The organism is Pseudomonas sp. Sample_22, assembly GCF_004307635.1.
GTDB lineage: Bacteria > Pseudomonadota > Gammaproteobacteria > Pseudomonadales > Pseudomonadaceae > Aquipseudomonas.
In genome coordinates, this window is the sequence record NZ_RCNY01000086.1 from 255,349 (window position 1) to 280,065 (window position 24,717).

The 24,717-nt window shown below is 60.0% G+C and carries 22 protein-coding genes; 15 read left to right on the top strand and 7 right to left on the bottom strand.

Features of this window, described 5'->3' with window-relative positions; all coding sequences use genetic code 11:
• Positions 1-164 precede the first annotated feature (164 nt).
• From D8U73_RS25195 to D8U73_RS25220, 6 genes are all read left to right on the top strand, one after another.
• Entirely contained in the window at positions 165-1,520 is a 1,356-nt protein-coding gene (locus D8U73_RS25195; RefSeq protein WP_056853994.1) for a pitrilysin family protein, read from the top strand.
• Entirely contained in the window at positions 1,513-3,003 is a 1,491-nt protein-coding gene (locus D8U73_RS25200) for a pitrilysin family protein (RefSeq protein ID WP_056853995.1), read from the top strand. The genes D8U73_RS25195 and D8U73_RS25200 overlap by 8 nt, the downstream gene beginning before the upstream one ends.
• Positions 3,003-3,605 carry a 16S rRNA (guanine(966)-N(2))-methyltransferase RsmD gene (rsmD, locus tag D8U73_RS25205; RefSeq protein ID WP_056853996.1) on the top strand — a complete coding sequence of 201 codons (603 nt, stop codon included), beginning with the start codon at positions 3,003-3,005 and terminating at the stop codon, positions 3,603-3,605. Before D8U73_RS25200 ends, rsmD begins: the two co-directional genes overlap by 1 nt.
• Positions 3,606-3,708: 103 nt before the next feature.
• Positions 3,709-5,055, top strand: a complete 1,347-nt coding sequence (locus tag D8U73_RS25210; protein ID WP_130906051.1) for a pitrilysin family protein — start codon at positions 3,709-3,711, stop codon at positions 5,053-5,055.
• On the top strand, positions 5,048-6,493 hold the full coding sequence (locus tag D8U73_RS25215) for a pitrilysin family protein (protein WP_130906052.1): 1,446 nt from the start codon (positions 5,048-5,050) through the stop codon (positions 6,491-6,493). Before D8U73_RS25210 ends, D8U73_RS25215 begins: the two co-directional genes overlap by 8 nt.
• Positions 6,494-6,566: 73 nt before the next feature.
• Positions 6,567-7,577, top strand: a complete 1,011-nt coding sequence (locus D8U73_RS25220; protein ID WP_130906053.1) for a hydrolase — start codon at positions 6,567-6,569, stop codon at positions 7,575-7,577.
• A 40-nt stretch (positions 7,578-7,617) separates the two neighbouring features.
• Here the strand turns inward: D8U73_RS25220 and D8U73_RS25225 are convergent, their stop codons facing one another.
• Positions 7,618-8,472 (bottom strand): sulfurtransferase, encoded by an 855-nt coding sequence (locus D8U73_RS25225; RefSeq protein WP_130906054.1) that lies wholly within the window; start codon positions 8,470-8,472, stop codon positions 7,618-7,620.
• A 49-nt stretch (positions 8,473-8,521) separates the two neighbouring features.
• Positions 8,522-9,190: a TetR/AcrR family transcriptional regulator gene (locus tag D8U73_RS25230; protein WP_056854001.1), complete on the bottom strand. Its 669-nt coding sequence runs from the start codon at positions 9,188-9,190 to the stop codon at positions 8,522-8,524.
• A 146-nt stretch (positions 9,191-9,336) separates the two neighbouring features.
• On the opposite strand from D8U73_RS25230, the gene D8U73_RS25235 reads away from it, so the two are divergent.
• From D8U73_RS25235 to D8U73_RS25255, 5 genes are all read left to right on the top strand, one after another.
• Positions 9,337-10,767 carry a coniferyl aldehyde dehydrogenase gene (locus D8U73_RS25235; RefSeq protein ID WP_130906055.1) on the top strand — a complete coding sequence of 477 codons (1,431 nt, stop codon included), beginning with the start codon at positions 9,337-9,339 and terminating at the stop codon, positions 10,765-10,767.
• A gap of 28 nt (positions 10,768-10,795) precedes the next feature.
• Entirely contained in the window at positions 10,796-11,341 is a 546-nt protein-coding gene (locus D8U73_RS25240) for a twin-arginine translocation pathway signal protein (RefSeq protein WP_130906056.1), read from the top strand.
• Between the two features lie 98 nt (positions 11,342-11,439).
• Positions 11,440-13,035 carry a GMC family oxidoreductase gene (locus D8U73_RS25245; RefSeq protein WP_130906057.1) on the top strand — a complete coding sequence of 532 codons (1,596 nt, stop codon included), beginning with the start codon at positions 11,440-11,442 and terminating at the stop codon, positions 13,033-13,035.
• 115 nt (positions 13,036-13,150) lie between these two features.
• A complete protein-coding gene (coaD, locus tag D8U73_RS25250) occupies positions 13,151-13,630 on the top strand; it encodes a pantetheine-phosphate adenylyltransferase (protein ID WP_007975368.1) in 480 nt (159 codons plus the stop codon).
• A 123-nt stretch (positions 13,631-13,753) separates the two neighbouring features.
• On the top strand, positions 13,754-14,005 hold the full coding sequence (locus tag D8U73_RS25255; protein WP_003195146.1) for a YfhL family 4Fe-4S dicluster ferredoxin: 252 nt from the start codon (positions 13,754-13,756) through the stop codon (positions 14,003-14,005).
• Between the two features lie 101 nt (positions 14,006-14,106).
• On the opposite strand, the gene D8U73_RS25260 is transcribed toward D8U73_RS25255, so the two are convergent.
• Genes D8U73_RS25260 through D8U73_RS25270 form a run of 3 tightly spaced genes read right to left on the bottom strand, consistent with a single transcriptional unit; the run spans position 14,107 to position 16,140 of the window.
• Positions 14,107-14,427 (bottom strand): hypothetical protein, encoded by a 321-nt coding sequence (locus D8U73_RS25260; protein WP_056854005.1) that lies wholly within the window; start codon positions 14,425-14,427, stop codon positions 14,107-14,109.
• Between the two features lie 53 nt (positions 14,428-14,480).
• Entirely contained in the window at positions 14,481-15,293 is an 813-nt protein-coding gene (gene mutM / locus D8U73_RS25265) for a bifunctional DNA-formamidopyrimidine glycosylase/DNA-(apurinic or apyrimidinic site) lyase (protein WP_056854006.1), read from the bottom strand.
• 31 nt (positions 15,294-15,324) lie between these two features.
• Positions 15,325-16,140 (bottom strand): HDOD domain-containing protein, encoded by an 816-nt coding sequence (locus D8U73_RS25270; RefSeq protein ID WP_162250575.1) that lies wholly within the window; start codon positions 16,138-16,140, stop codon positions 15,325-15,327.
• A 230-nt stretch (positions 16,141-16,370) separates the two neighbouring features.
• On the opposite strand from D8U73_RS25270, the gene D8U73_RS25275 reads away from it, so the two are divergent.
• From D8U73_RS25275 to ilvD, 3 genes are all read left to right on the top strand, one after another.
• A complete protein-coding gene (locus tag D8U73_RS25275; RefSeq protein WP_017341306.1) occupies positions 16,371-17,567 on the top strand; it encodes a class I SAM-dependent rRNA methyltransferase in 1,197 nt (398 codons plus the stop codon).
• 203 nt (positions 17,568-17,770) lie between these two features.
• A complete protein-coding gene (locus D8U73_RS25280; protein WP_130906058.1) occupies positions 17,771-18,973 on the top strand; it encodes an MFS transporter in 1,203 nt (400 codons plus the stop codon).
• A 257-nt stretch (positions 18,974-19,230) separates the two neighbouring features.
• Positions 19,231-21,072, top strand: a complete 1,842-nt coding sequence (ilvD, locus tag D8U73_RS25285) for a dihydroxy-acid dehydratase (RefSeq protein WP_056854009.1) — start codon at positions 19,231-19,233, stop codon at positions 21,070-21,072.
• Between the two features lie 319 nt (positions 21,073-21,391).
• On the opposite strand, the gene D8U73_RS25290 is transcribed toward ilvD, so the two are convergent.
• The gene (locus tag D8U73_RS25290; RefSeq protein WP_056854010.1) at positions 21,392-22,447 is read right to left on the bottom strand and encodes a phosphorylcholine phosphatase; all 1,056 of its coding nucleotides are present in this window, start codon (positions 22,445-22,447) and stop codon (positions 21,392-21,394) included.
• Between the two features lie 240 nt (positions 22,448-22,687).
• Between D8U73_RS25290 and D8U73_RS25295 the strand changes: the two genes are divergently transcribed.
• Positions 22,688-24,079, top strand: a complete 1,392-nt coding sequence (locus D8U73_RS25295) for an L-cystine transporter (protein ID WP_056854011.1) — start codon at positions 22,688-22,690, stop codon at positions 24,077-24,079.
• A 120-nt stretch (positions 24,080-24,199) separates the two neighbouring features.
• Here D8U73_RS25295 and D8U73_RS25300 read toward each other — a convergent pair whose 3' ends face one another.
• The gene (locus tag D8U73_RS25300; RefSeq protein ID WP_130906059.1) at positions 24,200-24,712 is read right to left on the bottom strand and encodes a dihydrofolate reductase; all 513 of its coding nucleotides are present in this window, start codon (positions 24,710-24,712) and stop codon (positions 24,200-24,202) included.
• Between the last annotated feature and the right edge of the window lie 5 nt (positions 24,713-24,717).

Below are 24,717 nucleotides of genomic sequence, written 5' to 3' on the forward strand. Positions count from 1 at the left end.
AGAGTTTAGTTGATAAACCATAGCTTTCTGCCGCAAACCCAAACAACCTGATCACACACAAAGGTCTGATAGGCGTGGCCGCCAGTAAAACGGATCAGTATCCTAGCACCCTCTCGCCCGCCGACGCTAAGACCTAGCGGGCAGCCCAACAGGTTTAAACACGAATGAATGCTCTAGCCCGCCGCGCCGCAGGCCTGCTGCTCAGCACAGTTTGTCTGCCCCTCTCGGCCCTGGCTGCCGACCCGCAACCCACCCACGAGTTCACCCTCGACAACGGCTTGAAGGTCGTCGTGCGCGAAGACCATCGTGCGCCGGTGGTGGTTTCCCAAGTCTGGTACAAGGTCGGCTCCAGCTACGAGACACCGGGTCAGACCGGCCTGTCCCATGCCCTGGAACACATGATGTTCAAGGGTAGCGAGAAAGTCGGCCCTGGCGAAGCGTCGTTGATCCTGCGCGACCTCGGCGCCGAAGAGAACGCCTTCACCAGCGACGATTTCACCGCCTACTACCAGGTGCTGGCCCGCGACCGCCTGGGCGTGGCTTTCGAACTGGAAGCCGACCGGATGGCCAGCTTGCGCCTGCCACCGGACGAGTTCGCCCGCGAGATCGAAGTCATCAAGGAAGAACGCCGCCTGCGTACCGACGACAAACCGATGTCCAAGGCTTACGAACGTTTCAAGGCCATGGCCTACCCGGCCAGCGGCTATCACACGCCGACCATCGGCTGGATGGCAGACCTGGAGCGCATGAAAGTCGAAGAGCTGCGCCACTGGTATGAATCCTGGTACGTGCCGAACAACGCCACGCTGGTGGTGGTTGGCGACGTGACACCCGAAGAAGTCAAAACCCTGGCCCAACGCTATTTCGGCCCAATCGCCAAGCGTGACGTGCCTGCCGCGAAAAAACCGCTGGAACTGGCCGAACCCGGCGAGCGCCAGATCACCTTGCACGTGAAGACCCAATTGCCCAGCCTGATGCTGGCATTCAATGTGCCGAGTATCGCCACCGCCGAAGACAAACGCTCGGTGAACGCCTTGCGCCTGATTTCCGCGCTGCTCGATGGCGGCTACAGCGCACGTATCCCGACCCAACTGGAGCGCGGCGAAGAATTGGTGTCCGGCGGCTCGTCGAGCTACGACGCCTACACCCGCGGCGATAGCCTGTTCACGCTGTCGGCAACGCCCAACAGCCAGAAAAACAAGACCATTGCCCAGGCCGAAGCCGGTTTGTGGAAGCTGCTTGAACAGCTGAAAACCACTGCGCCGACCACTGAAGAACTGGAGCGTGTGCGGGCACAGGTCATCGCCGGCCTGGTTTACGAGCGCGACTCGATCACCAGCCAGGCCACGGCCATTGGCCAACTGGAAACGGTCGGGCTGTCCTGGAAACTGATGGATACCGAGCTCGCCGATCTGGAAAGCGTGACCCCGCAAGATATCCAGAATGCCGCCAAGCTGTATTTCACCCGCGAACGTCTCAGCGTCGCCCATGTTCTGCCAGAGGAGACGACTCATGAGTGAGCGTAAAAAACCGCGCCTGGCCCTGTTCGGCCTGATCGCCGTTGCGCTGATCGGCTCTGCCGCGTTCTATTTTTCGAAAACCGACGAATCCAATGCCAGCGAAGCCCTGGACAAGGCCAAGGCCAGCCAGAAGCTGCAATCGCTGACCGAACTCAACGGCAAGGCACCGAGCCGCCGCAAACTCGACGTGCAGACCTGGAACACCGCCGAAGGTGCCAAAGTGTTGTTCGTCGAAGCCCGTGAACTGCCGATGTTCGATATGCGCCTGATCTTCGCCGCCGGCAGCAGCCAGGATGGCAGCGCGCCCGGCCTGGCCGTGCTGACCAACGCCATGCTCAACGAGGGTGTGGCCGGCAAAGACGTCAGCGCCATCGCCCAGGGTTTCGAGGGTCTGGGAGCCGATTTCGGCAATGGCGCTTACAAAGACATGGCGGTTGCATCGCTGCGCAGCCTCAGTGCAACGGACAAACGTGAACCGGCCTTGCAGCTGTTTGCGCAAGTCGTCGGCAAGCCAACCTTTCCGGCCGACTCATTTACCCGTATCAAGAACCAGTTGCTCGCCGGCTTCGAATACCAGAAACAGAACCCCGGCAAACTGGCCAGCCTGGAGTTGATGAACCGCTTGTACGGCGATCACCCCTATGCGCACGCCAGTGATGGCACGGCAAAGTCCATTCCCGAGGTGACCCTCGCGCAACTGCGCGCTTTCCACGAAAAAGCCTATGCCGCGGGCAACGTAGTCATCGCACTGGTTGGCGATCTGTCCCGCGCCGAAGCCGAGGCCATGGCCGCGCAGGTGTCCAGCGCCCTGCCCAAAGGTCCGGCCCTGCCGAAAATCGCCCAACCGACCGAACCCAAGGCCAGCATCGGCCACATCGAGTTCCCGTCCAAACAGACCAACCTGATGCTTGCGCAACTGGGCATCGATCGTGATGATCCGGACTACGCCGCACTGTCCATGGGCAACCAGATCCTCGGTGGTGGCGGTTTCGGTACTCGACTGATGAGCGAAGTGCGCGAGAAGCGCGGCCTGGCCTATGGCATATATTCGGGCTTCAGCCCGATGCAGGCGCGTGGCCCGTTCATGATCAACGTGCAGACCCGCGCCGAAATGAGCGAAGGCACTCTGAAACTGGTGCAGGACGTCCTCGCGGACTACCTTGCAACCGGTCCGACCGAGAAAGAACTCGACGACGCCAAGCGTGAACTGGCCGGCAGCTTCCCGCTGTCCACCGCCAGCAACGCCGACATCGTCGGTCAACTGGGTGCCATTGGCTTCTATGACTTGCCGCTGAGCCACCTGGAAGACTTCATGCAACAGTCGCAGAACCTGACCGTCGAGCAAGTCAAAGCGGCTATGAACAAACACTTGAGCACGGACAAAATGGTCATCGTCAGCGCTGGCCCGACCGTGCCGCAAAAGCCGCTGCCGGCCCCTACTGATAAACCTGCCGAGCAACCGCTCGGGGTTCCGGAGCATTAATGGCTACTTCCCGTCCCAAAAAACCCGTCCATAACGTGCACAACGGCGTGAACCAGCTGCGCATCATCGGCGGCGAATGGCGCAGCCGTAAACTGAGCTTCCCCGATGCGCCGGGTCTGCGTCCGACGCCGGACCGGGTGCGTGAAACCCTGTTCAACTGGCTCGCACCTTACGTTCCAGGCGCCAAAGTGCTGGACCCGTTCACCGGCAGCGGCGCGCTGTTCCTCGAAGCCCTGTCCCGTGGCGCGGCCATGGGTCAGGCGCTGGACGCCAGCAGCCTCGCGGTGTCGAGCCTCAAGGAACATCTGGGCACATTGCGCTGCACCACCGGCCAGGTTCAGACCGCTGACGCCCTGCGCTACCTGGAAACCCAGACCGCCACGCCCTACGACCTGGTGTTCCTCGACCCGCCGTTCAACCAGAACCTGTTGCCCGCCGTTTGCGCCCTGCTCGAAGAGCGCCAATGGCTGGCCGACGATGCCTGGATATACACCGAAAGCGAGTCAGCGCCGTCAACCCTGGGCCTGCCGCAGAACTGGCGCCTGCACCGGGAGCAGAAATCCGGGCGAGTGTATTACTCGTTGTGGCAGCGCGGCGCCTGACGTTGCGATTGTGAGGAGCACTACATAGTTACCGCCTGACGTCCTTACGGATCATCCACAGTGGTTTGCGCATAACCCTGCAAACCACTGAGGATGAACACGGATGAACATCTCCTGCTGCATTTTTGTACTGCCATTTATCGCCTGGCTGCCGCTCATGGCCAGCGCTGCCACACCCCCTGCGACGCAAGACTTCGTGCTGGATAACGGCCTCAAGGTCGTCGTGCGCGAGGACCATCGCTCCCCAATCGTCACCGCTCAGCTGTGGATCAAGGCCGGTTCAAGCTACGAGCCGCCCGGCCAGTCGGGCCTGTCCCATGCCCTCGAACACATGGTCTACAAAGGCAGCAGCAAGGCCTGCGCTGGAGAATTCGAGGCGATACTGGAAAGTCTGGGCGCCAGCCAAAACGCCTATACAGGCCCTGATTTCACGGTTTTTTACCAGACACTCGCTTCCGGCCGCGTCGGCGTCGCGTTCGAAATTCTCGCCGATCTGATGAGTACGGCCGAGCTGGATCCGCAGGACTTCACACCGGAGCTCAAGGTCATTCAGGAAGAGCGGCGGATGTACGTCGATGATGAAATCACCGTGCTGGCTCAAGAAAGACTGAACAGCATCGCCCACCCGGCCAGCGGCTATCGCACCCCGACGATTGGCTGGATGCATGACCTGCAACGAATGAATACCGCGCAATTGCAGCAGTGGTACAAGGCCTGGTATTCGCCGGGCAATGCAACCCTGGTGGTCGTTGGCGATGTCCAGCCCGAGCAGATCAAGGCCCTTGCACGGCAGTATTTCGGCCACCTTGAGCGAGGCACGACACCGGCGGCCCCTGCCCCCGTCGAACTCACTTCTGCCGGCGAACGATCGCTGACCCTGCATGCACCCGTGGCGTCCCCGCGCTTGATCATGAGTTTCAACGCGCCAAGCCTGGCCACGGCTCTGGATCGTCGGACCGCCCATGCCCTGCGCCTGCTCGATATGTTACTGGCCGGTTCCAATAGCGCACGCATCAAACAGCGACTGCAACTGAGCGAGTCAATATTCACCGAGGTCCTCTCGGAATACGACGCCTTCAATCGCGGCGACTCGTTACTGACGATCAGCATGCAGCTCAATGCGGACAAGCTCAATGATGCTGACGCAGCCCTCACCCGTGTGTGGCAGGTGATCGAATCACTCAAAAGCAAGGCACCGGAACCGGCAGAACTGGAACGCGCGAAAAACCTGCTGATCGCCAACCTGGTTTATGCGCAGGACGACCTGCAGAGACAAGCCCACAACCTGGGTCTTTTGCAGACCATTGGCCTGGACTGGCGGCTTGCCGATCTGGATACGCAAGAGCTGAACAAGGTCACACCGCTGGATATTCAACAGGTGGCACAGACTTATCTGACGCGTGAGCGCCTGAGTACCGCGAAAATCCTGCCGGAGAAGAACAATGGATAAGTTCAAAGGCTTGATCAATGGATTGATACTGGCAAGCATGCTGCTCAGCGTTCAGGCCAATGCCGCTGCAATCACGGCGCCCCCAAAACCGGTGCTGCAATCGCTCAGCGAAGCACAAGCGCCTGCGTTCCAACGCACGCTATCGATCAAGGGTTACAAGACTTTCAGCGGCACCAAGATCCTGTTCATCCGTACCCCTGGCTTGCCGATGTTCGACACCCTCGTAAGCTTTGCCGCCGGCAGCGCCCACACAGCACATCAACCGGGCCTGGCAGCGTTGACCTTCAGTCTGTTGAATGAAGGTGTGGCGGGCAAGGACGTCAATGCCATACAGGCGACCTTCGATAACTTGGGCGCAAAGATGGATATGGGGATCAGCCAGGATCGGACGTGGTTTTCCCTGCGTAGCTTGAGTGACGAATCACGACGCACACCAGCCCTGGATTTGTTTGCCCAAATCCTCGGCAAGCCGATGCTGCCGGAGGCCTCCATGGCCGCAGTCAAATCACAATTGCAGTACGTTCTGGATCGCGAAGACCAGTCCCACGCCATTCAAGCCCGCCACGCGAACCTCGGCCAGCTGTTTCCCGACCACGGTTATGCTCAGTCGTTCTTCGGAACCCGGGCCAGCCTTGCCTCCATCACTCGCACCCAGGTGGAGGACTTTCATCGCGAGGCCTATGCCGTGGGCAATGCCCAAATCACACTGGTCGGCGACCTCACCGAAGAGGAAGCCCAGCACATTGGTGCGCAGATAGCCGCGGCCTTGCCCAAGGGGCCGGCCATTGCTGCGATTCGACCCGCGACCAGCCCGACCGCTTCAGGTCTGCTGCGCGTTGAGCGGACATCGACTCAGGCTTACTTGCGCCTGGCCCAGCCAAGTGTCCTGCGAAGCAATCCGGATTACGTCGCGCTGCAGACAGCCATGCTGGTTTTCAGCAAACGACTGACCAATGAACTGCGAGAACGCCGAGGCTTGACCTATCACGTTGAGGCCGAACTCTCAGCCCTTCAGGCACAAGGGCTTCTCTCCATCGAAATACAGACCAGACCCGAGCAGGCCGATGCCGTGCTGGCCCACATCGAGACAATGTTCAGCGAATTTCTCAACCACGGGCCGACCCAACGGGAACTTGAAGACAGCCAACAGCAACTGATTGGTAGCGCGCCGTTGAACAGCGCAACCAATGCGCAGATCTTGAGACAGTTGTACGCCATCAGCACACACAATCTGCCGCTGGACCTGGATTTTGACGCGCAAGCGGCCTCGAAGCTGAACCTCACATCAATCAAGAGCGCACTCAACCGGCATTACCACTCTGGACAATGGCAGGCGGTCATCCTGGGACCCAGGGCAGATCAACAACCGCTGCCCGAGCCGAGCGAAAGCGCAACCAATGCGATGTGTCGCGTGCCCGGTGAGATTGTGGCAAGTTAGACTGCCAGGGTGACGCGGTCGCGGCGCTGTCCCGCCGCGTCTTCCGGCAGACTCATGAACACATCCACCGAGAATGACTGTGCAACCGCACCCCGCACCGCCCTCCTTCACCCCCGCCTTCGGCATCGGCAACCCGCACCTGCAAACCTTGTGGGGGCCGCTGTGGCGTAAAACCGTGCACATCGACCGCGACCGCGAACGCCTGTGGCTCGAAGACGGTGATTTTCTCGATCTCGACTGGTACGGCCCGCACAGCGCCGAAGCGCCGTTGGTGCTGGTGCTGCACGGGCTGACCGGTTCATCGAATTCGCCCTACGTGGCCGGCATGCAAAAAGCCTTGGCTGATCGGGGCTGGGCCAGCGTCGCGCTGAACTGGCGCGGCTGCTCGGGCGAACCCAATCTGTTGCCGCGCAGCTACCATTCCGGCGCCAGCGAAGATCTGGCCGAAACCATCAAACATCTGCGGGCCAAGCGGCCACTCGCGCCGCTCTATGCGGTCGGTTATTCCCTGGGTGGCAATGTCCTGCTCAAACACCTGGGTGAAACCGGCAGTGACAGCGGCGTACTTGGCGCGGTGGCCGTGTCAGTGCCGTTCCGACTGGACCAGTGCGCCGACCGGATCGGCCAGGGTTTTTCCAAGGTCTACCAGGCGCACTTCATGCGCGAAATGCTGGCCTACATCAAGAACAAGCAGCGCCAGTTCCAGCATGACGGCCGGGAAGACGGCCTGGCGGCACTGGCCGCGCTCGGTTCATTGGAAAACATGCGCACGTTCTGGGATTTCGATGGCCGGGTGACCGCGCCACTGAACGGTTTCGTGGATGCCGAGGATTACTACCGCCGCGCATCGAGTCGCTACTTTCTCGGGGAGATTCGCACACCGACCCTGATCATTCAGGCGGCCGACGATCCCTTCGTCTTCCCCCACAGCCTGCCGCAAACCGATGAGTTATCGGCCTGTACGCAATTTGAACTGCAGGCCAAGGGCGGACACGTCGGGTTCGTCGACGGCTCGGTCAGGCAACCGGGTTACTACCTGGAACGACGCATCCCCCAGTGGCTGGACAACGCAGGCCGGGCGTAGGCATACGAAGGGAGCTGCGAGCGTATCGATCCTTTGTTCTTCACTCGCCTACTGCGATGCCCCGCGCAGGATCATTGATCCACTCGCTCCAAGAACCGGCGTACAACGCACCCAGCGGATACCCCGCCAGGCACAATGCGAACAGGTTATGGCAAGCCGTCACACCGGAACCGCAGTACGCCACCAGATCGTTCGGCGAACGGTCGGCAAGTTTTGCGGCGAAGCGCTGCTTGAGCTGATCAGCCGGCAGAAACCGCCCATCTGCGCCGAGGTTGTCGGTAAACGCCGCACATTGTGCACCGGGAATGTGCCCGGCGACCGGATCGATCGGTTCCATTTCACCCTTGAAGCGCGGCAGTGCGCGGGCATCGAGCAGGGTCAGTTCTGGTTGCGCGAGACGCTTTTGCAGTTGTTCGGCACTGAGCAGCAACGAAGCATCCGGGGCGCCACTGAACGTGCCGCGAGTGATCGAGGGCGCATCCAGGCTCAGCGGCAAACCCGCCGCGTGCCAGGCCTTTAGCCCGCCATCAAGAATGAACACGCCGTCACGTTTGCCCAGCCAGGCCAGCAACCACCAGGCGCGAGCCGCGAAGGCGCCTGGGCCGTCATCGTACAAAATCACTTCACTGTCATTGTTGATGCCCCAGGCTTGCAGACGCTCGATCAATTCGGCCGGTTCAGGCAGCGGATGACGCCCGGTCACGCCCTTCACCACTTTGCCGCTCAGATCACGTTCGAGATCGGCAAAGCTCGACCCGTTGATGTGGCCCTCGGCATAGCTGCGCTGCCCGTAATCCGGGTCTTCAAGGGCAAAGCGACAATCGAGAATCACCAACCCCGGCTGGTCCTTTTTCAAGTCCAGCGCTTGTGGGCTGATCAGTTGCGCGATGGGCATAGCGGGCTCCTGTGATTAAACGCAATTCAATCCTGCTGCACGCGCTGGCTCAAACCTCTTCCAGCGCCTGAGCCAACGGCACGTAAAACTCTTCAAACAAGGCGTTGACCGCTTCGCGCGCCTCATCCGTGACGAATCCGGCTTCCAGTACCAGTACCTGATACACGCCGCGCTTGATCGCCTGCTCGCTCAGATGACTGGAATTTTCCCGCGTGGTGCACAGAAAGCGCACCCAGGAAGTGAGGATGATCCAGGCATTGAGGGTCAGGGACTCGATCTGCACACGATCCATCTTCAAGATGCCAGCGGCAACGAAACCTTCGTAGATCGCCATGCCCTGAATCACGCAGCGCTGGGAAAAGCGCCGGTAACGGGCGGCCAGTTCCGGATCGCTGTCGAGCAAATGCTCGAGGTCGCGATGCAAAAACCGGTAACCCCACATCGCCGAGAGCAACTCCTTGAGATAGAAGCGCTTGTCTTCCACCGTCGCGGCGCGGCCCTGTGGCGGGCGCAGAAAGCTGTCCACCAGGGTTTCGTACTCGCTGAACAGCACGGCGATGATCGCCTGCTTGTTCGGGAAGTGGTAGTACAGGTTGCCCGGGGAAATCTCCATGTGGGCAGCAATGTGGTTGGTGCTGATGCTGCGCTCGCCCTGTTGATTGAACAGCTCCAGGCTGTTCTGCACGATGCGCTCGCTGGTTTTGATCCGTGGGGCCATGGCTTGAGCTTTAATTCAGAGTGCGTTGATGGGCATCTTACGACCTATCCGCAAGCGGATGGAACATCACTGCGCGACGAAGGCATTTGACTTTTTAGAGCATAGACTCTAAAAAGTGCCTCATTAGAATAAATCCGGAGCTGACCATGACTGCTGAAATTTCCTACCTGCAAAACCTACAGCAGCCTCTGGACGAGCTTCAGGCGCTGTTCGAAGCACAACGTGCAGCGTATGCCGCCAACCCGATGCCCCCTGCCGCCCAGCGCCAACAGTGGCTCAAGGCACTGCGCGACTTGCTGAACAGCGAGCGCCAGGCCTTGATTGACGCGATCAGCCAGGACTTCAGCCATCGCAGCGCCGATGAGACCCTGCTCGCTGAATTGATGCCCAGCCTGCACGGCATCCATTACGCCAGCCAGCACCTCAAAGGCTGGATGCGTGCGTCGCGGCGCAAGGTCGGCGTTGCCTTTCAACCAGCCTCGGCCAAAGTGGTTTATCAGCCGCTGGGCGTGGTCGGGGTGATCGTGCCGTGGAATTACCCGTTGTACCTGGCGATCGGCCCGATGGTGGGTGCGCTGTCGGCGGGTAACCGGGTGATGCTCAAGCTCAGCGAATCCACCCCGGCCACCGGTTTGCTGATGAAGCAGTTGTTGGCGCGGATCTTCCCCGAAGACCTGGTCTGCGTCGTGCTGGGCGAGGCCGATATCGGCGTGGCATTTTCCCGCCTGCGTTTCGATCACCTGTTGTTCACTGGCGCCACCAGCATCGGTAAGCACGTGATGCGCGCGGCGGCGGAAAACCTGACACCGGTGACACTGGAACTGGGTGGCAAGTCTCCGGCCATTGTGTCCCACGATGTGCCGCTCAAGGACGCCGCCGAACGCATCGCGTTCGGCAAGACCCTCAATGCCGGACAGACCTGCGTGGCTCCGGACTACGTGCTGGTGCCGGAGGATCGTGTCGGTGGCTTCGTTGAAGCCTATCGCTCGGCTGTGCGCGGGTTTTATCCGACGCTGACTGACAACCCGGACTACACGGCAATCATCAATGATCGACAACTGGCTCGGCTCAATGGCTACGTCAGCGATGCCACCAGCAAGGGTGCGTTGCTGATTCCTCTGTTCGAGCAAAGCCAGGGCCGTCGCATGGGCCATAGCCTGTTGCTCAACGTCAGCGATGACATGACCGTGATGCAGGACGAAATCTTCGGCCCGCTGCTGCCGATCGTCCCGTATCGGGATCTCGATCAGGCGTTTGCCTACATCAACCAACGCCCTCGCCCGCTGGCGCTGTATTACTTCGGTTACGACAAGCGCGAGCAAAAACGCGTGCTGCACGAGACCCACTCCGGTGGCGTGTGCCTCAACGACACGCTGCTGCATGTGGCTCAGGATGACATGCCTTTCGGCGGCATCGGTGCTTCGGGCATGGGTCACTACCACGGGCACGAAGGCTTCCTCACCTTCAGCAAGGCCAAGGGTGTGCTGATCAAACAGCGCTTCAACGCGGCGAAACTGATCTATCCGCCGTACGGTAAATCCATTCAGAAACTGATCCAGAAGCTGTTTATTCGCTAACGATCGTCACCCTCGGGTAATAACAATAATGAACCCAAGCCTGTCCGATACTCCCGCGTTGTCACGGCGCGGCCTGCTCAAGTTCAGCCTCGGCGCCAGCGCCTTTCTCGCCACCGCCGGATTGGGTGCCAGCCTCACGGGTTGCTCTTCGGGAGCACCGCAAAGTGGTTTCGCGGCGTTGCGCAGCGGCGATCTGCTGTTTTTGCGGGCCTTGCTTCCGGTAATGCTTGACGGTGCGGTGACCGCCGAACGCATGCCGGCTGCGGTCGATGGCACGTTGAAAAGTCTGGACTACAACCTCGATCACCTGTCGCCGGAAATGCTCAAGCTGACCCGGCAACTGTTCGATGTGCTGGGCATGGCTGTCACACGCGGTCCGTTGACCGGGATCTGGGGCAGCTGGGAAAACGCCAGCGCCGACGATATCCGGCACTTCCTCGATCGCTGGGAAAACAGCTCGCTGAACTTGCTGCGCATGGGACACAGCTCTTTGCTGCAACTGGTGATGATGGCCTGGTACGGCCGCCAGGAATCGTGGGCGCATTGCGGCTATCCCGGACCGCCGACGGTTTGAAAACCGTATCGAGCCTTTCGCGGGCAAGCCTCGCTCCTGCTGCAGCGAAGGCGTCATCTGCCTCACCAAAATATCCAGAACAATAAGAGAACCCGAAGATGCCCGTACCCGATCCGTTCCGCGAAGGCATGGCCCGTGGCTGGAAAACCCATAACGGTTCGCAACTGAACCAGGACCTGACCCTCGAAGCGGATGTGGCGATCATCGGCAGCGGTGCCGGTGGCGGCACCACCGCCGAAATCCTCAGCGCAGCCGGCTACAAAGTGCTGCTGATCGAGGAAGGTCCGCTCAAGACCAGCAGCGACTTCAAACTGCTCGAAGACCAGGCCTACGCCAGTCTCTATCAGGAAGGCATCGGGCGCATGAGCAAGGATGGCGCGATCACCATCCTTCAGGGCCGGGCGGTGGGCGGCACCACGCTGATCAACTGGACTTCCAGTTTTCGCACTCCGCAACCGACCCTGGAGCATTGGGCCAAAGAGCACAACGTCAAGGGTCACAGCCCGGCCGACATGGCGCCGTGGTTCGAAAAAATGGAGCAGCGTCTGGGCGTCGCGCCGTGGATGGTCCCGCCCAATGCCAACAACGACGTGATCCGCAAAGGCTGCGAAAAACTCGGCTACAGCTGGCATGTCATCCCGCGCAACGTGCGCGGCTGCTGGAACCTCGGCTATTGCGGCATGGGCTGCCCGACCAACGCCAAGCAATCGATGATGGTCACGACCATTCCAGCGACCCTGGAAAAGGGCGGCGAGTTGCTTTACCTGGCCCGCGCCGAAAAACTCGTCATCAGCGGCGACAAAGTCACCGGCCTGCATTGCGTGGCGATGGACGAGCGCTGCGTCGAACCCACCGGTCGCAAGATCATGGTCACGGCGCGGCATTACGTGCTGGCCGGCGGTGGCATCAACTCACCAGGCTTGTTGATGCGTTCCAGAGCACCTGATCCGCACGAACGCTTGGGCAAACGCACGTTCCTGCATCCGGTGAACATGTCCGCTGCGTTGTTCGACGAGGTCGTCAACCCGTTCTATGGCGCGCCGCAGTCCATTTATTCCGATCATTTCCAATGGCAGAACGGCACTACCGGCCCCATGGCCTACAAACTGGAAGTTCCACCGCTACACCCGGCGCTGGCCGCGACATTACTCGGGGGCTTTGGCGAAGAAAACGCCGGGCACATGACCAACCTGCCGCACACGCACGCCATGCTGGCACTGCTGCGCGACGGTTTTCACCCGGACAGCCAGGGTGGCAACGTCGAATTACGCAGCGACGACACGCCAGTACTCGATTACCAAATCTCGCCTTATACCTGGGACGGGTTGCGCCGGGCATTCCACACGATGGCCGAGATCCAGTTCGCCGGCGGCGCCCGGGCGGTGATGCCGATGCACGCCGACGCGCGCTACGTCAAAACCCTCGCCGAGGCACGCACGCTGATTGACGGTCTAAGCCTGGAGTTGTACCGCACTCGTTTGGGCAGCGCGCATGTGATGGGGGGTTGCGCGATGGGCGAAGATCCGAAAAATGCCGTGACCGACAGCCTCGGCCGGCACCATCAATTGGCCAATCTATCGATTCATGACGGCTCGCTATTCCCTACCAGCATTGGCGCAAACCCGCAGTTGTCGGTCTACGGCCTGACGGCGCAACTGGCGACTTCTCTGGCCGAACGTTTAAAAAATCCGTGAAAAAAGCGATTATTCGCATCGTCTATAGTGCTTTCTTACCCAACAGGCGACTTGGCCGACCGGGAAGGCTGCGATACCATCCGACTCCCCAACGCACTCCCGCCAGGACGACGCGATGAACCGAGTGTTGTACCCAGGTACCTTCGACCCTATTACCAAGGGCCATGGCGATCTGGTCGAACGCGCCTCGCGCCTGTTCGATCACGTGATCATTGCTGTCGCCGCCAGCCCGAAGAAAAACCCGCTGTTTCCCCTGGAACAACGCGTGGAGCTGGCCCGCGAGGTCACCAAGCATTTGCCGAACGTTGAAGTCGTCGGCTTCTCGACCCTGTTGGCGCATTTCGCCAAAGAGCAGAACGCCAATGTGTTCCTGCGTGGTTTGCGCGCGGTGTCGGACTTCGAATACGAGTTCCAGCTGGCCAACATGAACCGCCAGTTGGCCCCGGATGTGGAAAGCCTGTTTCTTACCCCGTCCGAGCGCTATTCGTTCATTTCCTCGACACTGGTCCGTGAAATTGCTGCCTTGGGCGGCGATATCACCAAGTTCGTCCACCCGGCTGTGGCGGATGCACTGACCGAGCGCTTCAAGAAGTAGGAGCTGCCGCGGGCTGCGATCTTTTGCACTTGATCGCGCTTGCGTGCACTGCGCACGCCAATGCGGCACAATTACGCGCATTGATTTATTGCGCCCGGGCTTGCCGCCCCGGCTGGAGTTAGCATGTCCCTGATCATCACCGACGATTGCATCAATTGCGACGTCTGCGAACCCGAGTGTCCGAACGCCGCCATTTCCCAGGGCGAAGAGATCTACGTGATCGACCCGAACCTGTGCACCCAGTGTGTCGGCCACTACGACGAACCACAGTGCCAGCAGGTTTGCCCGGTGGATTGCATCCCGCTGGACGAAGCGCATCCGGAGACTGAAGAGCAGTTGATGGAGAAGTACCGCAAGATTACCGGCAAGGCTTGAGACATTTGGCGTCTTTCAGGACGCCTTCGCGGGCAAGCCTCGCTCCTACAGTCGTGTGATCGTTGTAGGAGCGAGGCTTGCCCGCGAAACTTTTCAGGGCCTCACTCCTGCCGCTCAAACCCTTCCCCGATACACCCCAGGCACCGCACGAACGCCGCTTTCGCCGGGTCCACCACCAACGCCTGCCCCGCATCGCCCACTCCGCCGCCCAATGCGGTAAATGGTAGCGACACCACAAACACGCCGGCGCCGATCACTGTGGCGGCGACCAGTAAAGGCCGGGCAATCAACAGGTCGCCAATCATCGCGTATGCCGGTGGGTTCTGGATGGTGTAGAGCGGATCCCCGCTGCCGCTGCTGGCACCGGCTGATGCAACGAAGCTCAGCATCGACGCGACGGCAAGGGTTCGAAACAGGTTCATGGCTCGGTCCTTCGGCTAGACAGTCGGAACACTGACTATAGACCGTAAGGCATTCAGCTCTGGCAGCGTGGGCAAAAGACGCTGGCGCGCTGCCCGAGTTTCACTTCTCGCAACGGCGTGCCACAGACTTTGCAAGGCTCGGTGCCACGGCCGTAGACAAACAATTCCTGCTGGAAATACCCCGGCTGGCCATCACCGCCAATAAAATCACGCAGTGTAGTGCCGCCGCGCTCGATGGCCGCAGCGAGAATGCGCTTGATCTCGATGGCCAGCTTCAGATAACGCGCCCGGGAAATGCCTTTGGCCTCGCGACGTGGGTCGATCCCGGCGGCGAACAAGGCTTCGGTCGCATAGATGTTGCCGACACCGACCACCACCGCGTTGTCCATGATGAACGGCTTGACCGCCATCGAACGGCCACGGGACAACTGGAACAACCGCTCACCGTCGAACAGGTCAGTCAACGGCTCCGGTCCCAGGCGAATCAACAGTTCATGGTTGAGCGGGTCGAGGCTCCAGAGCATCGCGCCAAACCGACGCGGGTCGGTGTAGCGCAGGGCCAGGCCCGACTCCAGTTCGATATCCACGTGCTCATGCTTGGCCGCCGGCAGGCCGACCTCTACCAGACGCAAATTCCCCGACATGCCCAAGTGGCTGATCAAGGTTCCGACCTCGGCGTTGATCAGCAGGTACTTGGCGCGTCGCTCCACCAGCACGATCCGCTGGCCGGACAAGCGCACGTCGAGGTCCTCGGGAATCGGCCAGCGCAGGCGCCGGTCACGCACGATCACCCGGCTGACGCGCTGGCCTTCCAGGTGCGGCGCAATGCCACGGCGGGTGGTTTCGACTTCTGGCAGTTCAGGCATGGTGCTCTCTTGGAGGAAGAAAACCCGACAATCAGCGGTGCGCGCCGAGGTCGCGAATCGTCTGCTTGAGGGTCTCGAAGTCGTAGTCCGAGAGACCGACATAATCGAGCACCAACGCCGCGATGCTGTCCCACTCGTGATCTTCGGTCTGGTTGCCCAGCACGCGATAGGAAGCGCAAATATGCTCGGCCATCTTCAGGATCGCCAGCAGGTTCTTCAGCGAACTGTTGCGCGACGATTCATCGCTGAAGATCGCCAAGGCATTGTGATGATTGGCGATGGCCGTGCTCACGTGTTCCGGCAGGCGCCAGGACTTGGCCGTGTAATAACCCACCACGGCATGGTTGGTGTTGAATTCCCGGTTCTCGGTGTCCACGACGCGGCACTCGGCCCCGGCACTGGCATAGGCCTGCTCCAGAACGCCCATGTAGTCGGGGAAACGCTGGAGCATCAGCGGCACGCCACAGTCATGGAACAAGCCCAGGGCGTAGGCTTCATCGCCGTTCTGGATACCGATGCGCTTGGCCAGGGTCAGGCAGGTCATCGCCACGTCCTGGGCGGTGTCCCAGAAGCGGTTCAAGGTGACGATGGTATCGTCGTTCATCTCGCCCTTGATCGACTGCGCGTTGATCAGGTTGATGATCGAGCGGCTGCCCAGCAAATTCACCGCCCGCTGGATCGAGGCAATCTTGTTGCTCAGACCGTAATACGGTGAATTGACGATCTTCAACAGCGATCCAGAGAGGCCAGGGTCCTGGGAGATCAGCTTCGCGATCACCTCCAGATCCGGGTCGGGCATGTACTGCTCCATCTGCAGATCAACCATGATCTGCGGTTGAGCCGGCACACTGATGCCTTGCAGGGACTGCTGGATTTGTTCGGGAGTCAGCTCTTGGGACATAAGTACACACTCTGGGTCAGGCGCCGATTCTAGCTTCTAAAAGTTGGATCCGACACCTTGGACGGCCCGATCACTGAAGTTTCATCCAATCACTGGCGGATCACCGCATGTCCATCCGTCGCGCCGTGGCCCTGCGCAACACGCTATACTCCCGCTCTTTTTTCCGGAGCGACGACATGTCCCTGCCTAGCCTGCGCCTCAAAGCCAATGCCGACCGTCGTCTGCGCAACGGTCATTTGTGGGTCTACAGCAACGAAATCGATGTAGCCGCCACGCCTTTGCACGGTTTCAAGGCCGGCGACCAGGCGATCCTCGAAGCCGCCGGCGGCAAGCCGTTGGGCATTGTTGCCATGAGCCCGAACAACCTGATCTGCGCCCGCCTGCTGTCGCGCGACATCAAGTTGCCGCTCGACAAATCGCTGCTGGTGCATCGCCTGAACGTGGCCTTGTCGCTGCGTGACCGCTTGTTCGACAAGCCATTCTATCGCCTGGTCTACGGTGATTCCGATCTGCTGCCGGGCCTGGTGGTTGACCGTTTCGGTGACATCCTGGTGGTGCAGATCGCTTCGGCGACCATGGAAGCCCACAAAGACGACGTGATCGCGGCGCTGACCCAAGTGCTCAAGCCAAGCGGCATTCTGTTCAAGAACGACTCCGCTGCCCGTGACGCCGAAGGCCTCAACCGCTACGTCGAAACTGTCTTCGGCCTGGTGCCGGAGTGGGTCGCGCTGGAAGAGAATGGCGTGAAATTCGAAGCTCCGGTCATCCAGGGTCAGAAAACCGGCTGGTTCTACGACCACCGCATGAACCGCGCGCGCCTGGCGCCATACGCCAAAGGCAAACGCGTGCTTGACCTCTACAGCTATATCGGCGGTTGGGGCGTGCAAGCCGCGGCATTCGGTGCCAGTGAAGTGTTCTGCGTCGACGCCTCGGCCTTCGCCCTCGATGGCGTCGAGCGCAACGCCGCATTGAACGGTTTCGCCGAGAAAATGACCTGCATCGAAGGCGACGTGTTTGAAGCGCTCAAAGAGCTGAAAGCCAGCGAGGAACGCTTCGACGTGATCGTTGCCGACCCGCCGGCGTTCATCAAACGCAAGAAAGACATGAAAAACGGCGAAGGCGCCTACCGCCGCCTGAACGAGCAAGCCATGCGCCTGCTCAGCAAGGACGGCATCCTGGTCAGCGCATCCTGCTCGATGCACCTGCCGGAAGACGACCTGCAGAACATTCTCTTGACCAGCGCCCGTCACCTGGACCGCAACATCCAAATGCTCGAACGCGGCGGCCAGGGCCCGGATCATCCGGTTCACCCAGCCATCGCTGAAACCCGCTACATCAAGAGCATTACCTGCCGGTTGCTGCCGAATAGCTGAGTAATCCCCTGTAGGAGCGAGCCTGCTCGCGATGGTCGTCAACGATAACGCGGGGAGCCTGATACCCCGCGACGTTCCCGGATTTATCGCGAGCAAGTTCGCTCCTACAGATGATTCAGAAATCGCCCACGTTCCCCTGCATTGACTTGCTTCTTCATCAAATCAATCCTCGTCTACCCCTCACGGAACGAGCGCACTGATTGATGAACCTCGCCACAAACACCCGTGAAAAACCGCTGATCATCTTGTTGCTGATGACCATGATGCTGTTGAGCGTGTTCCCATTGGACGTGGTCCTCCCCTCCTTTCCAGATCTCTCGGCATACTTCCGGATTTCACCACCTGACGCGGCCCTGTCCGTCAGCGTGTTCGCCGTCAGCCTGGCACTCTCCATCCTGCTGGTTGGTCCACTCTCGGACATGTGGGGCCGCAAGAAGCTGTTGTTGGCCGGTATTGCTCTGGCAACAATTGGAGCGGCTGGGTGCGCAGTTTCCAGCGAGTACCAGTGGTTTCTGGGTTTCCGGGTGATCCAGGCGATCGGTTGCGGATCCTTTTCGCTGGCCCAGTCGCTGGTACAGGACTTGTTTGTAGGCCGTGAACGGGAGCGACTCCGGATATGGATGGTGACTGCGGGCGGTGTTTTCATTTCCATATCGCCGCTGCTGGGGACCTGGCTGCAATTGGAGTTTGGCTGGCAGGGCAGCTTTTGGGTGTTTATTACACTGGCAACGCTTGTCTGGTTAAGCGCTTGCCGGCTGCTCAAGAAAGCACCACCGATACGTACGCCAGCGCATGGCGGAGTTCTCAGTGCTTATTGGCGAGTCTGTTCGGATGCAAGGTTCATGGGTTACTGGCTGATTTCGGCCCTGGCCTTCGCCTGCCATTTTTCGTTCATCGTCAATTCACCCAACATTTTCATGGAGCAACTGGCACTCTCACCCTATGAATTTGCCTGGACGTTGCTGTTGTATGGTGTCGCTTATGTTTTCGGCGGCGTGGTCGCCAGCGTCCTGCATCGATACCTGCACGCTAACACCCAGATCAATATTGGCCTGGGGCTGATCACAACTTCAGGCCTGCTGATGCTGTGGCTGACTCGGCAATTTGGTCTCTCTGCCACCACAGTGCTGTTATCCATGCTTATTTGTACGATTGGCACAACCATAACCAGACCTGTCGTCAACTCCATGGCAATGAACATTCACCCGCAATACGCCGGCACTTCTACCTCGGTCGGTGGTGTGCTGATGTTCCTCAGCGGCGGCGTGGCCAGCGCATTGATCAGCGTGGTACCCGAGGGTCTGATCAGCACCCTGGCCCTTTGCTTTTTGGCATTAAGCCTCGCAGGCCTTGGACTCAATGCGTTGATCTTTCAACGTGATAAACAGACGCTCAATGTCGGCTGACACCTGCCAGTCGTCATTCCACACGCCGGGTCAACACGGGATCAACGCTTCCCGGCATTCCCTCCAGCCGCCAGCCGTGTAGAATCGCGACATTCATCGCCAGTCATCCCCGGCGGGTTTATGAGCTCAAGCTGAAGCGCGCGGCGATCCCGCAAAGTTATCGGCAACTTCCGGACACACGGCCATTTCTGAGTGTTCCAGACGTCACTAGAAGCTCACTTCCCTTTTGATACCTGATTAGCCGCCCGGAGTGCTTCATGCCTGATTACCGCTCGAAAACATCCACCCACGGCCGCAACATGGCCGGTGCCCGCGCTCTGTGGCGCGCCACGGGGATGAAAGATGACGACTTCAAGAAGCCGATCATCGCCATTGCCAACTCCTTCACCCAGTTCGTACCGGGTCACGTCCACCTCAAGGACCTGGGCCAACTGGTCGCCCGCGAAATCGAACGCGCTGGCGGCGTGGCCAAGGAATTCAACACCATCGCAGTCGACGACGGCATCGCCATGGGCCACGACGGCATGCTGTATTCGCTGCCGAGCCGCGAGATCATCGCCGACTCCGTCGAGTACATGGTGAACGCCCACTGTGCCGACGCCATCGTTTGCATCTCGAACTGCGACAAGATCACCCCTGGCATGCTGATGGCGTCCCTGCGCCTGAACATTCCGGTGATCTTCGTTTCCGGCGGCCCGATGGAAGCCGGCAAGACCAAACTCGCCTCCCATGGCCTCGACCTGGTCGATGCCATGGTGATCGCCGCCGACTCCAGCGCTTCTGACGAGAAAGTCGCCGAGTACGAGCGCAGCGCCTGCCCGACCTGCGGTTCGTGCTCCGGCATGTTCACCGCCAACTCGATGAACTGCCTGGTCGAAGCCCTGGGCCTGGCATTGCCGGGCAACGGTTCGACCCTGGCCACCCACAGCGACCGCGAGCAGTTGTTCCTGCAAGCTGGCCGCACCATCGTCGAGCTGTGCAAGCGTTATTACGGCGAGAACGACGAGTCTGTGCTGCCGCGCAACATCGCCAACTTCCAGGCGTTCGAGAACGCCATGACCCTGGACATCGCCATGGGCGGTTCCACCAACACCATCCTGCACTTGCTGGCCGCGGCGCAGGAGGCCGAGATCGATTTCGACCTGCGCGACATCGACCGCCTTTCCCGTCACGTGCCGCAGCTGTGCAAGGTTGCGCCGAACATCCAGAAGTACCACATGGAAGATGTGCACCGTGCCGGCGGGATCTTCAGCATCCTCGGTTCGCTGGCCCGTGGCGGCTTGCTGCACACTCAGCTGCCGACAGTGCACAGCCGCAGCATGGAAGAGGCCATCGCCAAGTGGGACATCACCCAGACCAACGACGAAGCCGTGCACCACTTCTTCAAGGCCGGTCCGGCGGGCATCCCGACGCAAACCGCGTTCAGCCAGTCGACCCGTTGGGAAACCCTGGACGACGACCGTGAAAACGGCTGCATCCGCAGTGTCGAGCACGCGTATTCGAAAGAAGGCGGCCTGGCCGTGCTGTACGGCAACATCGCGCTGGATGGCTGCGTGGTGAAAACCGCTGGCGTCGACGAGTCGATCCACGTGTTCGAAGGCAACGCCAAGATCTTTGAAAGCCAGGACAGCGCCGTGCGCGGCATCCTCGCCGACGAAGTGAAGGAAGGCGACATCGTCATCATTCGCTACGAAGGCCCGAAAGGCGGCCCGGGCATGCAGGAAATGCTCTACCCGACGTCGTACCTGAAATCCAAAGGCCTGGGCAAAGCCTGCGCCCTGCTCACCGACGGCCGTTTCTCCGGCGGTACGTCCGGCCTGTCCATCGGCCACGCTTCGCCTGAAGCGGCTGCCGGCGGCGCCATCGGCCTGGTGCAGGATGGCGACAAGGTGCTGATCGACATTCCAAACCGCTCGATCAACCTGTTGGTCAGCGACGAAGAACTGGCTGCGCGCCGGGTCGAGCAGGACAAGAAAGGCTGGAAACCAGTGGAAAAACGTCCACGCAAGGTGACCACCGCACTGAAAGCCTACGCCCTGCTGGCCACCAGCGCCGACAAGGGTGCTGTGCGCAACAAGGCAATGCTTGATGGGCTGTAAGGCTTAACCGTCGAACATGAAAATGCCCCGCCACAGTGCGGGGCATTTTTTTGACCACAATTGATCGTTCCCACGCTCCCGCGTGGGACTGTCTAAAAGGACGCTCCGCGTCCCGACGCGGAGCGTCACTGGCTGCATTCCCACGCAGAGCGTGGGAACGATCAACACTGTACCCGTGGCGAGGGAGCTCGTCGGATCGCCGCACCGTCCTGCTGGGCTGCGCAGCAGCCCTTTTTAGGGCCGCTTCGCGCCCCAGCGGGAGCAAGCTCCCTCGCCACAGGATGCTAACGTTCTCTCATCACAGGTAAGCCAAACGGTCTTACTGAATCTCTTGCGGGGTGACGATCACCCAGTTCTTGTCCGCCGTCACCGGCAACCCTTCCTTGGCTTGGGCCGCAGCGTTTTTGGCCATCATGCCCTGGATCTGGGTCATGTATTTGTCTTTGCGGTTGACCCACAAATGTATCCCGCCCTTGGCCACATCGACGCTGTGGAACAGCATGAAACCATCGCTGGTCGGTGTATCGCCGCCCACCAGCACCGGTTTTTTCCATTCATCGATATAGGTCAGGATTGCCGCCTGCTTACCCGCCATCCAGGTCGCCGGGGTCCACAGGTACGGAGTCAGTTCGAGACCAAGATTCGCCTTTTCATCATATTTGCCGGCGGTGATCTGTTTGCGAGCAGTGGTCAGTTCGCCGGTCTTGGGATCCTTGAGCAGCAGCGACACACCGATCACGTTTTGCGGTTTGACGTTGTAGCCATATTTCGGATCGGCCGCGACCATGCGCACCAATTCTTCGGAGGCGGCGGTCATCACGTAGACCTCGATGCCGTTCTCCATCAGCTTGTTGTACAGCTCTTGCTGGCCAGTGAAAATTTTCGGCGGATTGACGTCGAGCTTCTTGACCACATCGCCTTCGTAATAAGTCGCCGGTACCGGTTTGCCGGACGCCATCATTTCGTCGACGTAGCCCTTGAGCTCCTCAAGCGTGAAACCCGAGAACACCTGGGCGACCCATGGATAACAAACCATGTCGTCGAGTTCGCAGAGGCGGTAGTAGTAGCTGAACAGGCTTTCCTGGTGGTCGGCGGTGTCCTTGAACGGCATCAGCTTCAGGGAGGGATCGAGTTTGTCGCGGGTGATCAGGCCCTTGTTCTCCATGAACGGCAGCAACGACTCTTCGAGGTCGTAGCGGTAACTGGTGTTGTCCATGTCGAACACCGCGTAGTTACCCTTGTTGGCGTTGGCCGCAATCATGGCGTCCAGTGCCTTGGCCTGATCGGCGGGCCAGTGCTTCAGATCCGTCGCAAATACCTGGCCGGCAAGACCTGCACACAGTGCGGCTGCCAGAAATTTCGATGCAAACTTCATTGGCGTCACTCCCTGAATGAAAGACATCGACGCTAACAAATAAGTGTGACGGTCCTCGTCTACCAGCGACCGCTAGCGTACCCATCGCGTCAGCTGCATCTCCGAGAACGACACACGCTTATTCCAAAAACGACAGTTTCAAGACGTTTTTCGTATTAATTCTTTAGAATTCAAGCTGTTAGGCTTCCCGGTTCGCAGCTGCCCCGGAAGGCAGTTGGCACATGTCTAATGGGAGTTCCAATGAATCTGCCGCTGATTCTCAACCTGCTGGTGTTCCTCGCCCTGCTCTTTGGCCTGGCACAAACCCGCCACACGCCGTGGAGCCTGGCAAAAAAAGTCCTGCTCGCGCTGGTTCTGGGTGTGGTGTTCGGTGTCGCGCTGCATACCGTTTATGGCGCCGGCAACCCGGTGCTGAAAGCCTCGATCGGCTGGTTCGATCTGGTGGGTAACGGTTACGTGCAATTGCTGCAGATGATCGTGATCCCGTTGGTGTTCGCCTCGATCCTCAGCGCCGTGGCTCGTCTGCACAACGCTTCATCGCTGGGCAAGATCAGCTTCATGACCATCGGCACGCTGCTGTTCACCACCGCCATCGCGGCACTGATCGGTATCGGCCTGACCAACCTGTTCGGTCTGACCGCCGAAGGTCTGGTGGCCGGCACCCAGGAAATGGCCCGCCTGCAAACCATTCAGACCGACTACGCGGGCAAGGTTGCCGACCTGAATGTGCCGCAGCTGTTGCTGTCGTTCATTCCGCAAAACCCGTTCGCCGACCTGGCGCGCGCCAAGCCGACCTCAATCATCAGCGTAGTGATTTTCGCTGCGTTCCTTGGAGTCGCAGCGCTGCAACTGCTCAAGGATGATGTCGAAAAAGGTCAGAAAGTGATCAACGCCATCGACACCCTGCAAGCCTGGGTGATGCGTCTGGTGCGCCTGGTGATGAAACTGACGCCCTACGGCGTGCTGGCACTGATGACCAAAGTGGTGGCCGGTTCCAACTTGCAGGACATCATCAAGCTCGGCAGTTTTGTCGTGGTTTCCTACATTGGCCTTGGTCTGATGTTTGTGGTTCACGGCGTGCTGGTGTCGGCTGCCGGGATCAATCCGCTGCGCTTCTTCCGCAAGATCTGGCCGGTGCTGACGTTTGCCTTCACCAGCCGTTCCAGCGCCGCCACAATCCCGTTGAGTATCGAAGCGCAGACCAGCCGCCTGGGCATTCCACAATCGATCGCCAGTTTCGCCGCTTCGTTCGGCGCGACCATCGGCCAGAACGGTTGCGCCGGTCTGTACCCGGCGATGTTGGCGGTGATGGTGGCGCCGACCGTAGGCATCAACCCGCTCGATCCGCTGTGGATCGCAACACTGGTGGCGATTGTGACGCTGAGTTCGGCCGGTGTGGCGGGCGTGGGTGGCGGTGCGACGTTCGCCGCGCTGATCGTGTTGCCGGCGATGGGCTTGCCGGTGTCACTGGTGGCGTTGCTGATTTCGGTCGAGCCGCTGATTGATATGGGGCGCACGGCGTTGAACGTCAGTGGTTCGATGACGGCCGGTGCGATAACCAGCCAGATGATGCAGCAGACCGATAAACGAGTGCTGGATGCGGATGAGCATTCGGAGCTGGCGCACGCTTAAATTTTTCAGCGCCTGATCTGGCCCCATCGCTGGCAAGCCAGCTCCCACAGGGATCTATGGTGTTCACGCAACAAGTGATTCACCTTGGACACTGTGGGAGCTGGCTTGCCAGCGATGCTTTCAAACCTTTTCCCAGACTTCGAAGTTGTACGCTGGCTTACCCTCTACTGCCGGGTTTTCAACGTTGGAAACCAGTGTCCATTCCTTCACATCAAACTCCGGAAACCACGCATCCCCTTCCGGGCTCAGCGCCACGCGCGTCAGGTACAACCGATCGGCCTGCGCCAACCCTTGGGCATACAACTGCGCACCGCCGATCAGCATCAACTCATCGACGCCCTGCTCCTTCGCCCATTCCTCGGCGCGAACCACCGCGGACTCCAGCGATGGATACACCTCGGCGCCTTCGAGCACCAGGTCCGCCTGACGGCTGACCACGATGTTCAAGCGGCCCGGCAACGGGCGACCCAGAGAATCCCAGGTCTTTCGCCCCATGATGATCGGTTTGCCGAGGGTCGTGGCCTTGAAGTATTTGAAGTCCCCCGGCAAGTGCCAGGGCATGCTGTTGTCGACGCCGATCACACGGTTTTCACCGAGGGCTGCGATCAGGCTGAGGGGAAGTGATTTAGTCATGTCGG

Bases quoted from the DNA above. Each gene is read 5' to 3' on its own strand.
- D8U73_RS25195 (WP_056853994.1), top strand. From the start codon at position 165: ATGAATGCTCTAGCCCGCCGCGCCGCAGGCCTGCTGCTCAGCACAGTT.
- D8U73_RS25200 (WP_056853995.1), top strand. From the start codon at position 1,513: ATGAGTGAGCGTAAAAAACCGCGCCTGGCCCTGTTCGGCCTGATCGCC.
- rsmD (WP_056853996.1), top strand. From the start codon at position 3,003: ATGGCTACTTCCCGTCCCAAAAAACCCGTCCATAACGTGCACAACGGC.
- D8U73_RS25210 (WP_130906051.1), top strand. From the start codon at position 3,709: ATGAACATCTCCTGCTGCATTTTTGTACTGCCATTTATCGCCTGGCTG.
- D8U73_RS25215 (WP_130906052.1), top strand. From the start codon at position 5,048: ATGGATAAGTTCAAAGGCTTGATCAATGGATTGATACTGGCAAGCATG.
- D8U73_RS25220 (WP_130906053.1), top strand. From the start codon at position 6,567: ATGACTGTGCAACCGCACCCCGCACCGCCCTCCTTCACCCCCGCCTTC.
- D8U73_RS25225 (WP_130906054.1), bottom strand. From the start codon at position 8,472: ATGCCCATCGCGCAACTGATCAGCCCACAAGCGCTGGACTTGAAAAAG.
- D8U73_RS25230 (WP_056854001.1), bottom strand. From the start codon at position 9,190: ATGGCCCCACGGATCAAAACCAGCGAGCGCATCGTGCAGAACAGCCTG.
- D8U73_RS25235 (WP_130906055.1), top strand. From the start codon at position 9,337: ATGACTGCTGAAATTTCCTACCTGCAAAACCTACAGCAGCCTCTGGAC.
- D8U73_RS25240 (WP_130906056.1), top strand. From the start codon at position 10,796: ATGAACCCAAGCCTGTCCGATACTCCCGCGTTGTCACGGCGCGGCCTG.
- D8U73_RS25245 (WP_130906057.1), top strand. From the start codon at position 11,440: ATGCCCGTACCCGATCCGTTCCGCGAAGGCATGGCCCGTGGCTGGAAA.
- coaD (WP_007975368.1), top strand. From the start codon at position 13,151: ATGAACCGAGTGTTGTACCCAGGTACCTTCGACCCTATTACCAAGGGC.
- D8U73_RS25255 (WP_003195146.1), top strand. From the start codon at position 13,754: ATGTCCCTGATCATCACCGACGATTGCATCAATTGCGACGTCTGCGAA.
- D8U73_RS25260 (WP_056854005.1), bottom strand. From the start codon at position 14,427: ATGAACCTGTTTCGAACCCTTGCCGTCGCGTCGATGCTGAGCTTCGTT.
- mutM (WP_056854006.1), bottom strand. From the start codon at position 15,293: ATGCCTGAACTGCCAGAAGTCGAAACCACCCGCCGTGGCATTGCGCCG.
- D8U73_RS25275 (WP_017341306.1), top strand. From the start codon at position 16,371: ATGTCCCTGCCTAGCCTGCGCCTCAAAGCCAATGCCGACCGTCGTCTG.
- D8U73_RS25280 (WP_130906058.1), top strand. From the start codon at position 17,771: ATGAACCTCGCCACAAACACCCGTGAAAAACCGCTGATCATCTTGTTG.
- ilvD (WP_056854009.1), top strand. From the start codon at position 19,231: ATGCCTGATTACCGCTCGAAAACATCCACCCACGGCCGCAACATGGCC.
- D8U73_RS25290 (WP_056854010.1), bottom strand. From the start codon at position 22,447: ATGAAGTTTGCATCGAAATTTCTGGCAGCCGCACTGTGTGCAGGTCTT.
- D8U73_RS25295 (WP_056854011.1), top strand. From the start codon at position 22,688: ATGAATCTGCCGCTGATTCTCAACCTGCTGGTGTTCCTCGCCCTGCTC.
- D8U73_RS25300 (WP_130906059.1), bottom strand. From the start codon at position 24,712: ATGACTAAATCACTTCCCCTCAGCCTGATCGCAGCCCTCGGTGAAAAC.